Source organism: Mesorhizobium sp. B2-3-12 (assembly GCF_006442205.1).
Classification (GTDB): domain Bacteria; phylum Pseudomonadota; class Alphaproteobacteria; order Rhizobiales; family Rhizobiaceae; genus Mesorhizobium.
The window spans coordinates 754,487-767,888 of the sequence record NZ_VFVR01000002.1 but is presented as its reverse complement, the minus strand read 5'-3'; the positions used below and the strand labels follow the sequence as shown (position 1 = coordinate 767,888).

Here is a 13,402-nt window from a genome sequence, read left to right as displayed (position 1 = left end):
CGGCTGCTTGGCGCTAATAGGGGTGCCGAATTGCCCGGCCACGGGAAGCGGAAACCGACAAAAGCCCTCTGATTTGACACTTCAAAACCCAAACAAGCAAAAAGCCACCCCCGGCGAGGTCACGGCGGTGCTCCGCCGCATCCTCGCTGAAAACGGCAACGAGTATCGTTGGACCTATGTCGTTGCCGTCACCTGCTTGCTGATCGTTTCCGGCACCACCGCCTTCACGGCGTGGATCATGGCCCCGATGATCAACCAGATCTTCTACGAACGGCGCGGCGATATGCTCTGGTTGATCTGCGCCGGTTTCATGGGCGCCTCCCTGCTGCGCGGCTTCGCCGGTTACGGCCAGGCAGTCGCGTTGGCCAGTATCGGCAACAACCTGGTCGCGCGCTACCAGAAGCGCGCCTTCGACCATCTGATGAAGCTCGGCGTCAACTTCTTCAACGATACGCGCTCGGGTCGGCTGGCGGCACAGGTCAGCGAGAATGTCGGCGGCGTTCGCGATCTGCTGTCGCTGACACTGACCTCCATCAGCCGCGACGCGGTCACGCTGGTCGCTCTCGTCGGCGTCATGATCTACCAGGATCCGGTGCTGTCGCTCAGCTCGCTGCTGATCGGCCCTCCGCTGATCTGGGCCGTTGTCTACATCACCCGCCGACTGCGGCGTATCAACCGGGAATCCGTGCTGATCAATTCACGGCTGAACGGGTCCGTGCAGGAGGCCACACAAGGCATCGCCATCGTCAAGGCCTTTACCTTGGAGGCTGAGCTGGCGCGCCGCATCGGCATCATGGCGGACACGGCCGAGCAGCGGAACAACAAGATTGCCCGCGTCTCGGAGCGGCTGTCGCCGATTTCCGAGATTCTGGGCGGTCTCGCCATCACCTCCGTGCTCGCCTATTCCGGTTACCGGGCGCTGTATCTCGGGCAGCCGCCGGGCGCGGTGTTTTCCTTCATCACCGCGCTGATCATGGCCTACGATCCGGCAAGACGCCTGGCGCGCACACAGGTGGGCATGGAACGGGCGCTGGTCAACGCACGCATGATCTACGAGTTGCTCGACCTGGAGCCGAAACAGGGCGATGCGCCCGATGCTGTCGAGGCCAGGATCACCACCGGCGAGGTGCGCTTCGACAATGTGACGTTCGGCTACAACGCCGACATGCCGGTGCTGAGGGACCTGAGCTTTACCGCCGCCGCCGGCAAGGTCACCGCCATCGTCGGTGCCTCGGGCGCCGGCAAGTCGACGTTGGTGGCGCTGCTGCAGCGTTTTTACGACGTCGATCAGGGAAGCATCGAAGTCGATGGCCAGGATATAGCGAAGGTCACCAAACACTCGCTGCGCCAATCCATCGCCTACGTGGCACAGGCGCCCTATCTGTTCGAAGGCACGATCCGCGACAACATCCGCTACGGCCGGCTATCGGCCACCGACGCGGAGATCGAGCAGGCCGCGACGCAGGCCGCCGCCGACGAGTTCATCCGCCAGCAGCCGCAAGGTTACGACACACCGGTCGGCGAAGGCGGCTCGACCCTTTCCGGCGGCCAGCGCCAGCGCGTCTCGATCGCCCGCGCCATCGTGCGCCAGGCACCGATCCTGCTACTCGATGAGGCGACCTCGGCGCTCGACAACGAGGCGGAGGCCCGCGTCCAGGAGGCGCTGACCCATGTCATGGAAGGCCGTACCACCATCGTCATAGCGCATCGTCTGTCGACGGTGGTCAATGCGGACCACATCATCGTGCTGGAAGAGGGACGATTGGTCGAGGAAGGCACCCATGCGACGCTGATGGCCGACCCGGACAGCATCTATTCCCGCTTCCACCGCATCCAGGGCAAGAAGGGACTGGGGCTTGTCGATGACAGCAAGCCGATCCAAACTCCGGTTCGGGCCACGCGTGCGAAGAAGACTGCTGTGAGGAGCACATGAGCGAAGCAGGCGATATGGGCCTCGTGGTGGTAGGCGCCGCCGGCCGCATGGGCCAGACGCTGATCCGCGCCATCCACACCATTCCGGGCGCCCGCGTCATTGGCGCTGTCGAGCGCCCGGATTCTCCCTATCTAGGCAAGGATGTCGGTGAGCTGGCGGGCATCGGCATCATCAATGTGCCGATATCAGACGATCCGCTGCCGGTCTTCGCCAGGGCCGATGGCGTGCTCGATTTCACCACGCCGGCCTCGACGGTCGAGTTCGCCGGGTACGCGGCGCAGGCGCGTATCGTCCACGTCATCGGCACGACTGGCTGCTCGGCCGATGACAATGCCAGGATCGCCGCGGCCGCCCGCCACGCGACCATCGTCAAGTCGGGCAATATGAGCCTCGGCGTCAATCTGCTGGCGGTGCTGGTCGAACAGGCGGCGCGCGCGCTCGACGCCGACGATTTCGACATCGAAATCCTTGAAATGCACCACAGGCACAAGGTCGATGCGCCGTCGGGCACCGCACTGCTGCTCGGCGAGGCCGCCGCCGCCGGGCGCGGCATCGCCCTTTCCGGCAATGACGTGCGTTCACGCGACGGCCATACGGGTGTGCGAAAGCAAGGCACGATCGGCTTCGCCACGTTGCGCGGCGGCTCGGTGGTCGGCGACCACAGCGTGATCCTGGCCGGCACCGGCGAGCGCATCACGCTGTCCCATCATGCCGAGGACCGCGCCATCTTCGCCCGCGGCGCGGTCAAGGCCGCGCTCTGGGCGCGGGGCCAGAAGCCGGGACTGTATTCGATGCGGGACGTGCTCGGCCTAAGCTGAGCTTCCGATCCGCGAACCCCAAGGGAGCAAAAATGTCGAGAACCCTCGTGCTCGTGCGCCACGGCCAGAGCGAATGGAACCTGAAGAACCTGTTCACCGGCTGGCGCGACGTCGACCTGACCGAACAGGGCCACGCCGAGGCCAAGGCCGCCGGCCAGAAGCTCAAGGCGCGCGGCCTGAAATTCGACATCGCCTTCACCTCGGCGCTGATCCGGGCGCAGAAAACCTGCCAGCACATTCTCGACGCCGTCGGCCAGAGCGACCTCCAGACCATCCGCGACCAGGCGCTGAACGAGCGCGACTATGGCGACCTCTCCGGCCTCAACAAAGACGATGCCCGCAAGAAGTGGGGCGAAGAGCAGGTGCATGTCTGGCGCCGCTCCTACGACGTGCCGCCGCCCGCCGGCGAAAGCCTGAAGGACACCGGCGCCCGCGTCTGGCCCTATTACCTGCACGACCTGCAGCCGCATGTGCTGCGCGGCGGCACGGTACTGGTCGCCGCCCACGGCAATTCGCTGCGCGCGCTGATCATGGCGCTGGACGGCAAGTCTGGCGAGGAGATCGTCAAGCTCGAACTCGGCACCGGCGTGCCGATCATCTACCAGCTCAACGCGGATTCGACCGTGGCTTCCAAGGAAGTACTGGAAGGTTGAGAGCGTTCCTCCCCCGTCACTATACGGGGAGAGGATGCCGGCAGGCAGGTGAGGGGCGGCGCCGGCGCCCGAAACTGAGCCGGCGAGCATCGGCCCGCGAAAAAAGCGCGTTGACAGCCATCGCTTGCCCGCTTACATGAGCCCGCACCAGCCCAGATGGCGGAATTGGTAGACGCGCACGGTTCAGGTCCGTGTTCCGCAAGGAGTGGAGGTTCGAGTCCTCTTCTGGGCACCATCTTTCCCGACTACCAACGGGATATCTTCAGCGGCAATCGTAGTTTTCAGTCTCCACGGCGTCGCCAAAGCGACTTTGCCCTCGTGGCATGACGAATGAAGCCTGCTGCGACCGAACGGTCTCAATGCGTACTTCGTCGGGCATCCAGCTCCCGATGCGCCAAAACCGTCATGACCATGGTGGCGCTTCCCGTCGGCGATAGGGTTGGAAGGGCAGCCAGCAAACCGTCCAGTGTCGATCGTTGGGCGGCAGTCAGATAGGCCTCGATGGCTTCGATGCAGTCGCCAAGGGCCGTGAGCAATTTCGCGGCTTCTTGCACATTAGCCTCCAGGAGGGTGTCAGGACGCTCACAGTGTGCCAACGGCTCCTTTCTCGAATTTTTCCGAAGTGTTGATCTTATTTTCTCAATTGTATCTGGGTGGGGCGCCGGGGGAGGTTTGCACGCATGCACGCGAAAAGCTTGCACCTGGGCCTGACCTCGGCATTCCGTGCGACGCGGTCTTTTCGTGAAGACCCTCCCCTTCTGGCCAGTCTCCGAACAAACCGCTTCAAACCGCCCCACCACTTCGCTACGCTCGCGCCATGGCCCCTTCCGTCAGCCCGACCATCGCCGCGCGCCGCGACCAGATGTTTCCCATCCTCGGCGATACGGATGTCGAGCGGATGCGCCGGTTCGGCGAGGCACGGACCTATGCCGCCGGCGATCCTGTCGTCACCGCTGGTGAGGTCTCGCCCGGCCTGATCCTCATCCTGTCGGGCGAGGTCGCCATCACGCAGGCCTCGATCGGCTCGCGCGAGCCGATCATCACCCATGGCCCCGGCAATTTCGTCGGCGAGCTGGCGCAGCTCTCCAGCCGTCCGTCGCTGGTCAATGCCGAGGCTGTCGAACCGGTCGAGGCCGTCGTCATCCCCTCGCAGCGTTTGCGCGACCTGATGGTGCAGGAGGCCAATCTCGGCGAGCGCGTCATGCGGGCGCTGATCCTGCGCCGCGTCGGCCTGCTCGAAAGCGGCATCAGCGGGCCGATCGTCATCGGTCCTCCGGGCAATGGCGACGTCCTGCGGCTGCAGGGTTTTCTCGCCCGCAGCGGCCAGCCCCACCGCGCGCTCGATTCCGACAGCGACCCCTGCGCGAAAACGTTGATCGAGCGGTTCCATGTCGACCCGCACCATCTGCCGATCGTGCTCTGCCCAAGCGGCAAGCTGCTGCACAATCCCGGCGAGAACGACCTCGCTCGCTGCATCGGGCTGTTGCGGCCGGTCGATGCCAGCAAAGTCTATGACGTTGCCATCGTCGGCGCCGGGCCGGCGGGGCTGGCGGCGGCGGTCTATGCGGCCTCCGAAGGGCTGTCGACCATCGTGCTCGATTGCCGGGCCTTCGGCGGCCAGGCCGGCGCCTCCGCGCGCATCGAGAACTATCTCGGTTTCCCGACCGGCATTACCGGCATGGCGCTGATGGCGCGCGCCTACAATCAGGCGCAGAAATTCGGTGTCGAAATGGTCATCCCCGACGAGGTGAAGCTGCTCGGTCCCGCCGGCGAGGGCGCGCGCTACCAGCTTGCGGTCGGCGACGGCGAGACGGTGCGCACGCGCTCCGTGGTGATCGCCAGCGGCGCGCGCTATCGCCGCCTCGATGTCGCCAATCTCGCCGCGTTCGAGGGCACATGCGTGCATTATTGGGCCTCGCCCATCGAAGCGCGGCTTTGCGGCGGCCAGGAAGTGGCACTGGTCGGCGCCGGCAATTCGGCCGGCCAGGCGGCCGTGTACCTTGCCAGCCAAGTCAGGAAGGTGGTGCTGTTGGCGCGTGGCGGCGGTCTCGAGGCCTCGATGTCGCGTTACCTCGTCGAGCGCATCAGGGCGCAGCCGAACATCGAGGTGCTGACCGGCACCGAAATCCAGGCGCTGGACGGCGAGGAAGGCAATCTTGCCACTGTCCGTTGGCGCGACCGCTCAAGCGGCGCGGTAACGACGCGGCCGATCCGCCATCTCTTCCTGTTCATCGGCGCCGAACCGAACACCGACTGGCTCGCCCAATCCGACGTGGCGCTGGATGCCAGGGGTTTCATCCGCACCGGATCGGACATAGCATCGGCTAACAGTGGCATGGAGACGAGCCGCAGCGGCGTATTCGCCATCGGCGACGTGCGCTCCGGCTCGGTCAAACGCGTCGCGGCGGCCGTCGGCGAAGGCGCCCAGGTGGTCGCTGCCTTGCATGCATTTCTGGCGCGGGAAGGCAGCCCCGCCGACGCGCCGAAATTATGATCCCGAAAACGGGGAACCGGTTTTCGGAAAAAGATCATGCTTCAAATGAGAGCCAGGTCGGGAGAGTGCGATGGCGGACGAGTGCAGACACGCGGCTGATGTGAAGGACGTGACGCCGAGCGCGCTCGGCTGCGAGGAATGCCTGAAGAGCGGCTCGTGGTGGGTGCATCTGCGGCTCTGCCGCACCTGCGGCCATGTCGGCTGCTGCGACGACTCCCCCAACCGCCACGCCACCAAGCATTTTCACGCCACCAGCCATCCCGTCATCGAGGGCTACGACCCGCCGGAAGGTTGGGGCTGGTGCTACGTGGACGAGGTGTTTCTCGACCTCGGCGACCGCACCACCCCCCAGAACGGCCCGATCCCGCGCTTCTATTGACGCAGAGCGGCCCGGATGCCGCCGAGAAAACCCAAAAGCCCGGTTCGTCCGGGCTCTTTTGTGCAACGCAGTCTGCAAGCGCCCGGCCGAAAGAACCTCTGTTGCGACAAAGCCCCTGTTGCGACAAAGCTTTGACATGATCGCGGCTAGTTTAGAAACATTCAAAACTGGACGAGCCAAATGAACCCCACCTACACAGGCGCGCAGAAAGCCATCCACTGGGCCGTCTTCGTACTGGTCATAAGCCTCTACGGATTGACCTATCTGGAGGATCTTTTTCCACGCGGCGATCCCGGCCGTGCGCTGGTCTGGTGGTTCCACATTTCGTTCGGGATGCTGCTTTTCGCGCTGGTCGTCATCCGCGTCGGCCTGCGCCTGACGGTGGGAACGCCGGGACTGCCGCGGGAAATGTCGGGGCTCGAGCGATGGGCAGCCAGGGTCGCGCATCTCCTGCTTTACGCGCTGCTGGTAACCATCCCGGTGCTTGGCATCCTGCTCACCTGGTACAGGGGCGACGCCTTGAGCTTTTTCGGCCTCTTCACCATTCCGGCTCCGTTTGCGCCGAACAGCGGTACGGCGCGTTCCATCAGGGAGCTGCACAGCCTGTGCGCCAATCTCATTCTCATCCTTGCCGGGCTGCACGCGGCCGCGGCGCTATGGCATCATTTCATCCGCAAGGATGACGTGCTCAAGCGCATGCTGCCGACGCGCTCGTGAAGAAAGCCAAGCAAAAAGGCCGTCAGCGGCAGGGAGTCTCGCTGCCTATCGTACCGAGCCCGTAACGGTACGGTCGACATCGGGAACGGATTTGCGGTCGTTGCCGGCAAGCGCGGCGATGAGCAGCAGGCTGGCCACCACCGGTACGAACAGGATGGCGACGCGGGCTTGTACGTAAAAAATGGCGCGCCATTCGCTGCGCTTCTCAGGGCTGTCGCTCATCATACTCACTTTGCCATGGCCCCCCGGGAGGTCACATAGCCGTGAACGGTTAAGCATCTCCTTCCGAGTTTGTTAACGGGCCGAGTTTGTTAACGGGCCGAGTTCGTTAACGGTGCAGCTTGCCTGTCTTCCTAGTTCCCGGCGGGCGTGCGAACCTGCCCGCGATGATTCGGGGGAGGTCGGCGGTGACGCTGTTTCGCATGGTTGCGCTGGCGGCACTGGTCCTAGTCAATTCGGCTGAGGCCGCCGACATGGCGTTTTTCGTCAAGAACCTGCGCAAGGAGCCGGTCGCGATCGAGCTGTTCAGCCGCGACCGCGAGACGGTCTGGCCGGGCAACGACAAGGTCTTCCTTGTCGATCCGGGCTCGCGGAAATCGGTGCCGATCTCCTGCAATCAGGGCGAACGCATCTGCTATGGCGCTTGGGTCGACGGCAACGACCAGATCTCCGCCGGCGTCGGGCCCGATAACGACCAGCCTTGCGACACCTGCTGCTTCATCTGCGTGGAGCACACGACCGAGACGATCGACCTGGTGCCGTAACAGTGCTTGCCGCGCGTCGGCCACCCCGGCGCGTCAATCCGGAAGGCCGGCCTTGCGGAAGCCGTCGACGAAATGGTCGCGCGTCGCGTCGTCGCGGAACGGTTCGGTCCACACCCAGTGGCTGGTGGTGAAATGCGGATTGCCGACCAGGAACAGCTCGACCTCGGCCCGCGCCTCGTCGAGCCGGCCGAGTTGCGCCAGGCTTGCCGCGAGGAAGCGGCGGGAGCTCGTGCGGTAGGTCTCGTCCCGGCGCAGCGTCTCGATGGCGCCCTGATAGTCGCGCGCCGCATATTGCGCCTGGCCGAGCGTCAGATAGTACCAGCTCGCCGGAAACGGGTTCAGCCGGAAAGCCTTGCGGATCTGCTCCAGGCCCTCCTCGACCCGTCCCGCCAGGGTGGTTATGTCAGCTAATGTCGCCCAGGCGTCGGCCTCGTTGGGGTCGAGTTCGAACGCCCTGGCGAATTCGGCATCCGCCGTGGCGAAATCATGTTCATAGGCAAGCAGATTGCCGAGCACCCAGTGGCAGCCGGCATCGTTGGGATCGATCGAGACCGCCTTGCGCGCCAGATCCAGGGCCAGGCGGCGATTGGGGTCGACCGGTTCGCCCCAATGCACCCATCCCATCCAGTGGTTCATGGCCAGCCAGCGATAGGCCTCGGCATAGTCGGGATCGAGCGCAATCGCGCGCGTCAGCATCAGATGCGCTTCCCGCGCCGTCTGCGGCGAATCGTCGATCAGCTTGCGCGCCCGCACGCACAGATCGTAGGCGTCGAGATTGGTGGGCCGGTTGCGTGGCGGCGGCGCGCGCAGCCGGCCGAGCAATGCCTCCACGATCTTGGCCGTCACCTCATCCTGGACGGCAAAGATATCGTCGAGGCCGCGGTCGAAGCGTTCCGCCCATAGATGGTCGCCGCTCGCCGCGTCGACGAGCTGTGCATTGATGCGCACGCGCCCCGCCTCGCGCCTCGCGCTGCCTTCCAGCAAATAGCGGACGCCAAGCTCCCCGGCGATCGCGCGCACATCAATCGCCTTTCCCTTGTAGGCAAAGGTCGAATTGCGCGCGATGACGAACAGGCCGGAGATTCTCGACAGGTCGGTGATCAAGTCTTCGGTCAAGCCGTCGCAGAAGGAATCCTGCCCCGGATCGTTGCTGAAATTGACGAAGGGCAACACCGCTATCGACGGCTTGTCCGGCAGCGGCAGGGGTTTTGGTCTGGCGCCAGTAAGGAGCTCGACGGTCCCCGCGAAGCGATAGCCGACGCGCGGAACGGTCGCGATCCATTCGCCACCCGCTTCACCCGCAATGCCGGGCGGACCGAGCAGCTTGCGCAGCTGTGCGATCTGTACGGTGAGGTTGCCTTCCTCGACGGCCGTTCCCGGCCACGCAGCGTCCATCAGTTCGGCTTTTTGCAGGATTTCGCCGGGCCGTCCGACGAGCGCCGCAAGCAGCTTCAGCCCGCGATAGCCGACGGCAACGGGGTCGTCGTTCCGAAGCAGCGTTCCCGCACCCGGATCAAGCACGAACGGACCAAAGGCAAAGCGCGATCCCTGCATGGGCCCATCTATAGAGCAATTCCGGGAAAAGTGTGAGGCGTCTTGCCGGCGAAACGCGTGGCGCGCGCTCCCTGGGAGTGCCGTCAAAACAAAGAGTTAGCGCAGGTTTGGAACTTTTGAGAACTATTTGGGAGGGCTTAATTACGCCGCCGCCCGTATCCTGCAGACTCCACCCTCTTTCAGCTCGAGGCGGTCCATTCTCAAAGCGTATGGGCGCCAAACCACATGGAGGTTGCCATGACCAACACCTTTGCATCGACCCCGCATCAGGCAGCGCGACGGGGAACGCTCGTGTGCCAGGCGTCGCGCCGGCGCTACGGCCTTGCCAGCCTGCGAAACACCATCGCGGCCTGGCGTCAACGGGCCCGCTTCCGCTGGGATCTAAAGCGAATCTCGGAAGCTAATCCGCATCTGATCGACGATATCGGTCTGACCAGACAGCAGGTCGATGAAGAGATCGCCAAGCTGCCTTTCTGGCAACGATAGAGCGAAGTCGGCGATGACGCCGGTTCGCCGGTTTGCACATGCGATTATATTAGGGATTGCCGTTGGCATCCCTTTAGCCCCCGCCCGCGTCATGGCATGATCCCCCGTCGGCCGTGGGGGCCGATTCCATATCGGGGGTTTCCATGTCAGTCATATCCGCGCGCCGGCTCGCCGCCGCGTTTTCGCTTGCCTTCCTGTTCCTGCCCGCCGCCCAGGCCGGCGACGTCACCTTCGCCGTCAAGAACAGCCACCCCAATGCCATGCGCCTCGAGCTCTACAGCCAGGACCGCGACTATGTCTGGCCGGGCGATGGCAAGGATTTCTATCTCGACGACGGCGAGACCAAGCAGCTGCCGATTTCCTGCAACGAGGGCGAATCGATCTGCTACGGCGCCTGGGTCGATGGCGACGAGGGTACCTATTGGGGCGTCGGCCCCGGCAACAAGGAGAAATGCGAGGATTGCTGCTATACGTGCAGCGGCGGCGAGACCGAGGAGATCGACCTGGTCCCCTGACCGGTTTGCCAGCTTGACGGTTTTCCTGTTCGAGCCATAGCTTGGCTACAAGACCATACCCAAGGCGCGCCCGCCTGTGCATTCAGGCGCGGCGCGCTCCAGGCAAACAGGAGCACCGCGATGGCCGGCACGGTCGAGGGCGAAAAAATCGACGTCGGGTTTTCCGGCAGGCGCTGCATCCATTCGCGCAATTGCGTGCTCGGCGACCCGCATGTCTTCGTGCCCAACGCGCCGGGCCAATGGATCCATCCCGAGGCGGCCAGCGCCGAGAAGGTCGTCGCGCTGGCCGAGAACTGCCCTTCGGGCGCCATCACCTATGTCCGCAAGGATGGCGGGCCGCAGGAAAAACCGCCCGTGGTCAACACCGTACGCTTGCGCGAAAACGGCCCGCTGGCGGTCCATGCCGAGATCGTGCTCGGCGACGAGACATTTTTCCGCGCCACGCTCTGCCGCTGCGGCGCCTCCCAGAACAAGCCGTTCTGCGACAACAGCCATATCAAGGCTGGTTTTGCCGCCACCGGCGAACCGGCGCTGAAGGACACCCCCGCGCTGGAGGCCCGCAACGGCCCGCTGAAAGCGGCGCCGACCACCAACGGCCCGCTCAAGCTCGAAGGCAATGCCGAGATCGTCACCGGCACCGGCCACACGATCGACCGCACCACCAAGGTCTTCCTTTGCCGCTGCGGCCATTCGGCCAACAAACCGTTCTGCGATGGCAGCCATAAGAGAGTGGGGTTCGTGGGATAGGCGAGTAGCCAAGCTCCCCCTCGTGGGGGAGATGTCCGGCAGGACAGAGGGGGGCGCCGTAGAGCGCTGCCTTTAAATACCCGGCGAATAGTGACGAGGGGGGAGATCGTTTGTGGCCCATCGCTCTCGCCTTTATCCCCAAGTCGGTATCGGCTAAGGGCTTCGCAACAAATCTCTCGCCAGCCGGACCGCCCCGCTCATGACCGCCAAACCCAAGCCAAAACCTCTCTTCCTCGGCATCGACACCGGCGGCACCTACACCGATGCCGTGCTGTGGTCCGAGACCGAAGGTCCGCAGCAGGGACCGAACAAGGGCAAGGTGCTGGCCAAGGCCAAGGCGCTGACCACGCGGCATGATCTGGCCGTCGGTATCTCGGGCGCCGTCGATGCGGTGCTGGACAAGGCGGGCACCGATCCGGCTGCCATAAAACTGGTCTCGATGTCGACGACGCTCGCCACCAACGCGCTGGTCGAGGGCCAGGGTGGCCGCGTCGCGCTGGTCATGATCGGCTTTTCGGAAGCCGACCTTGCCCGAGACGGGCTGAAGACCGCGCTCGGGACCGACCCGGTGGTCTTCTGCCCGGGCGGCCATGACGTGCACGGCAATGCGGCAAAGCTCGATCTATCCGGGCTGGAGGCGATGCTGCCGGAACTTGGCGCGTCGGTGTCCGGCTTCGCAGTCTGCGCCTATTTCGCCACCCGCAATCCCGCGCACGAGATCGCCACCCGCGAGCTGATCCGGGAAAAGACCGGGCTGCCGGTGACATCGAGCCATGAGCTGTCGGCCAAGCTCGGCGGCCCGCGCCGGGCGCTCACCACGCTGCTCAATGCCAGGCTGATCTCGATGATCGACCGGCTGGTGGCGGCGACGGAGGGGTTTCTTCAGGCGCGCAACATCGCCGCTCCCCTGATGGTGGTGCGCGGCGATGGCGCGCTGGTTTCGGCGGCGTTTGCACGGCAGCGGCCGATCGAAACCATCCTGTCGGGTCCCGCCGCCAGCCTGGTCGGCGCCCGCCACATGACCGGCCTGGACAATGCCGTGGTGTCCGACATCGGCGGCACCACCACCGATGTCGCCGTGCTCGATGGCGGCCGGCCGCGGCTCGATCCGGAAGGCGCCACCGTCGGGGGCTTCCGCACCATGGTCGAGGCGGTGGCCATGCGCACCTTTGGCCTCGGCGGCGATTCCGAGGTGACGCTGGAGGACGGCGCGCTCAACCCGAAAATCCTGCTCGGGCCGCGCCGCCTGGTGCCGCTGGCGCTGGCCGGCATGGCGCACGGCGCCGCGGTGATCGCGGAACTCGAACGTCAGTTGCGCGCCCCCAACACCGGCCGCATGGACGGCCGCTTCGCGGTTCGCACCGGCGTGCCTGATCGGCTCGCCGCGGGGCTGACCGCGCCCGAGGCGAAGCTTTACGAGGCGATCGGCGCGGTGCCGCTTGCCCTCGACAGGCTGCTGACCTCGAACGCCCAGAATGCCACGCTGAACCGGCTGGTCTCGCGCGGGCTGGTGCATATCTGCGGCTTCACCCCGTCCGACGCCGCGCATGTGCTGGGCAAGCAAGCGAACTGGGATGCCGCGCCCGCCCGCCTCGGCGCCGAATTGTTCGCCCGCAGGCGCGATGGCCGTGGCCAGCCTATCGCGGCCTCGCCGGAGGTCATTTCGGAACGCGTGCTGGTGACGCTGACGCGCTGGTCGGCCGAATACATCCTGGAAACCGCCTTTGCCGAGGACGGGCTCGACGGCGCGGCGACCGTGGCGCACGCGCTGGTGCAGCGCGCCGTCGATGCCCATCCCGGCATTGCCCGCCTCAGCGTCGCGCTCGACCGGCCGGTCATTGGGCTCGGCGCCTCGGCCCCGCTGCACTATGCCGGCCTGGCACCGCTCGTCGGCAATGAGTGCGTGGTGCCTGGGGATACCGATGTCGCCAACGCGCTCGGCGCGGTCGTCGGCCAGGTCCGGGTCTCGGCCGAGGCCCGCGTCAGCCAGCCCAAGGAGGGCCTGTTTCGCCTGGCCTCGGGAGAAACGGTGCGCGACTTCCTCGACGAGGCGGCGGCGCTCGCGGCCGCCGAGATCGATGTCCGAGCGATCGTCGCCCAACGCGCCCGCGATGCCGGCACCGACAGCGCCGAGATCGAAGTCGCCACCGAGTTCCGGGTCTCGACCGTCGAAGCCCAACGCATGTTCATCGAAGCGCATGTCGTGGCAGTCGCCTCGGGCAGGCCGAGGATCGCGGTGTGAGCGCCTCTTTCCTTCTCCCCGTTTCACGGGGAGAAGGTGCCCGAAGGGCGGATGAGGGGCAGCGCCAGCCAACGCAGTTTCGCCGCCCCGCCACCTCACC

At 65.4% G+C, this 13,402-nt stretch carries 14 protein-coding genes and 1 tRNA gene; 12 read left to right on the top strand and 3 right to left on the bottom strand.

Features of this window, described 5'->3' with window-relative positions; genetic code table 11:
* Nucleotides 1–73 precede the first annotated feature (73 nt).
* From FJ948_RS09030 to FJ948_RS09015, 4 genes are all read left to right on the top strand, one after another.
* Nucleotides 74–1,933: an ABC transporter ATP-binding protein gene (locus FJ948_RS09030; protein ID WP_140703462.1), complete on the top strand. Its 1,860-nt coding sequence runs from the start codon at nt 74–76 to the stop codon at nt 1,931–1,933.
* Nucleotides 1,930–2,751 carry a 4-hydroxy-tetrahydrodipicolinate reductase gene (gene dapB, locus FJ948_RS09025; RefSeq protein WP_140703460.1) on the top strand — a complete coding sequence of 274 codons (822 nt, stop codon included), beginning with the start codon at nt 1,930–1,932 and terminating at the stop codon, nt 2,749–2,751. The genes FJ948_RS09030 and dapB overlap by 4 nt, the downstream gene beginning before the upstream one ends.
* Before the next feature lie 32 nt (nt 2,752–2,783).
* Nucleotides 2,784–3,404, top strand: coding sequence for a 2,3-bisphosphoglycerate-dependent phosphoglycerate mutase (locus FJ948_RS09020; RefSeq protein WP_140703458.1), 621 nt, complete (start codon nt 2,784–2,786; stop codon nt 3,402–3,404).
* Between the two features lie 150 nt (nt 3,405–3,554).
* Nucleotides 3,555–3,639 (top strand) — tRNA-Leu (locus FJ948_RS09015).
* Between the two features lie 121 nt (nt 3,640–3,760).
* Here the strand turns inward: FJ948_RS09015 and FJ948_RS09010 are convergent.
* Complete coding sequence (locus FJ948_RS09010) at nt 3,761–3,958, bottom strand: hypothetical protein (protein WP_140703456.1); 198 nt, start codon at nt 3,956–3,958, stop codon at nt 3,761–3,763.
* 263 nt (nt 3,959–4,221) lie between these two features.
* On the opposite strand from FJ948_RS09010, the gene FJ948_RS09005 reads away from it, so the two are divergent.
* From FJ948_RS09005 to FJ948_RS08995, 3 genes are all read left to right on the top strand, one after another.
* Complete coding sequence (locus tag FJ948_RS09005; protein ID WP_140703454.1) at nt 4,222–5,898, top strand: cyclic nucleotide-binding domain-containing thioredoxin-disulfide reductase; 1,677 nt, start codon at nt 4,222–4,224, stop codon at nt 5,896–5,898.
* 70 nt (nt 5,899–5,968) lie between these two features.
* Nucleotides 5,969–6,277, top strand: coding sequence for a UBP-type zinc finger domain-containing protein (locus FJ948_RS09000; RefSeq protein WP_140703452.1), 309 nt, complete (start codon nt 5,969–5,971; stop codon nt 6,275–6,277).
* A 180-nt stretch (nt 6,278–6,457) separates the two neighbouring features.
* A complete protein-coding gene (locus tag FJ948_RS08995; RefSeq protein ID WP_140703450.1) occupies nt 6,458–6,994 on the top strand; it encodes a cytochrome b in 537 nt (178 codons plus the stop codon).
* Nucleotides 6,995–7,039: 45 nt separating this feature from the next.
* Here the strand turns inward: FJ948_RS08995 and FJ948_RS08990 are convergent, their stop codons facing one another.
* Nucleotides 7,040–7,216 carry a hypothetical protein gene (locus tag FJ948_RS08990; protein WP_015314704.1) on the bottom strand — a complete coding sequence of 59 codons (177 nt, stop codon included), beginning with the start codon at nt 7,214–7,216 and terminating at the stop codon, nt 7,040–7,042.
* Between the two features lie 185 nt (nt 7,217–7,401).
* Here FJ948_RS08990 and FJ948_RS08985 point away from each other — a divergent pair, with 185 nt between their 5' ends.
* On the top strand, nt 7,402–7,758 hold the full coding sequence (locus tag FJ948_RS08985) for a hypothetical protein (RefSeq protein WP_140703448.1): 357 nt from the start codon (nt 7,402–7,404) through the stop codon (nt 7,756–7,758).
* A gap of 33 nt (nt 7,759–7,791) precedes the next feature.
* On the opposite strand, the gene FJ948_RS08980 is transcribed toward FJ948_RS08985, so the two are convergent.
* Nucleotides 7,792–9,312: a winged helix-turn-helix domain-containing tetratricopeptide repeat protein gene (locus tag FJ948_RS08980; RefSeq protein ID WP_140703446.1), complete on the bottom strand. Its 1,521-nt coding sequence runs from the start codon at nt 9,310–9,312 to the stop codon at nt 7,792–7,794.
* A 237-nt stretch (nt 9,313–9,549) separates the two neighbouring features.
* On the opposite strand from FJ948_RS08980, the gene FJ948_RS08975 reads away from it, so the two are divergent.
* The 4 genes from FJ948_RS08975 to FJ948_RS08960 all read left to right on the top strand — a co-directional run bounded on the left by FJ948_RS08975 (nt 9,550) and on the right by FJ948_RS08960 (nt 13,302).
* On the top strand, nt 9,550–9,798 hold the full coding sequence (locus FJ948_RS08975) for a DUF1127 domain-containing protein (protein ID WP_246677480.1): 249 nt from the start codon (nt 9,550–9,552) through the stop codon (nt 9,796–9,798).
* Between the two features lie 143 nt (nt 9,799–9,941).
* Nucleotides 9,942–10,313, top strand: a complete 372-nt coding sequence (locus tag FJ948_RS08970; protein ID WP_140703442.1) for a hypothetical protein — start codon at nt 9,942–9,944, stop codon at nt 10,311–10,313.
* A gap of 120 nt (nt 10,314–10,433) precedes the next feature.
* Nucleotides 10,434–11,060 carry a CDGSH iron-sulfur domain-containing protein gene (locus FJ948_RS08965; protein ID WP_140703440.1) on the top strand — a complete coding sequence of 209 codons (627 nt, stop codon included), beginning with the start codon at nt 10,434–10,436 and terminating at the stop codon, nt 11,058–11,060.
* A 199-nt stretch (nt 11,061–11,259) separates the two neighbouring features.
* Nucleotides 11,260–13,302, top strand: coding sequence for a hydantoinase/oxoprolinase family protein (locus FJ948_RS08960; RefSeq protein ID WP_140703438.1), 2,043 nt, complete (start codon nt 11,260–11,262; stop codon nt 13,300–13,302).
* Nucleotides 13,303–13,402 lie beyond the last annotated feature (100 nt).

What these genes read in the sequence shown, in the direction of transcription:
- dapB (WP_140703460.1), top strand. Translation starts at nt 1,930, where the DNA reads ATGAGCGAAGCAGGCGATATGGGCCTCGTGGTGGTAGGCGCCGCCGGC.
- FJ948_RS09020 (WP_140703458.1), top strand. Translation starts at nt 2,784, where the DNA reads ATGTCGAGAACCCTCGTGCTCGTGCGCCACGGCCAGAGCGAATGGAAC.
- FJ948_RS09005 (WP_140703454.1), top strand. Translation starts at nt 4,222, where the DNA reads ATGGCCCCTTCCGTCAGCCCGACCATCGCCGCGCGCCGCGACCAGATG.
- FJ948_RS09000 (WP_140703452.1), top strand. Translation starts at nt 5,969, where the DNA reads ATGGCGGACGAGTGCAGACACGCGGCTGATGTGAAGGACGTGACGCCG.
- FJ948_RS08995 (WP_140703450.1), top strand. Translation starts at nt 6,458, where the DNA reads ATGAACCCCACCTACACAGGCGCGCAGAAAGCCATCCACTGGGCCGTC.
- FJ948_RS08990 (WP_015314704.1), bottom strand. Translation starts at nt 7,216, where the DNA reads ATGAGCGACAGCCCTGAGAAGCGCAGCGAATGGCGCGCCATTTTTTAC.
- FJ948_RS08980 (WP_140703446.1), bottom strand. Translation starts at nt 9,312, where the DNA reads ATGCAGGGATCGCGCTTTGCCTTTGGTCCGTTCGTGCTTGATCCGGGT.
- FJ948_RS08975 (WP_246677480.1), top strand. Translation starts at nt 9,550, where the DNA reads ATGACCAACACCTTTGCATCGACCCCGCATCAGGCAGCGCGACGGGGA.
- FJ948_RS08970 (WP_140703442.1), top strand. Translation starts at nt 9,942, where the DNA reads ATGTCAGTCATATCCGCGCGCCGGCTCGCCGCCGCGTTTTCGCTTGCC.
- FJ948_RS08965 (WP_140703440.1), top strand. Translation starts at nt 10,434, where the DNA reads ATGGCCGGCACGGTCGAGGGCGAAAAAATCGACGTCGGGTTTTCCGGC.
- FJ948_RS08960 (WP_140703438.1), top strand. Translation starts at nt 11,260, where the DNA reads ATGACCGCCAAACCCAAGCCAAAACCTCTCTTCCTCGGCATCGACACC.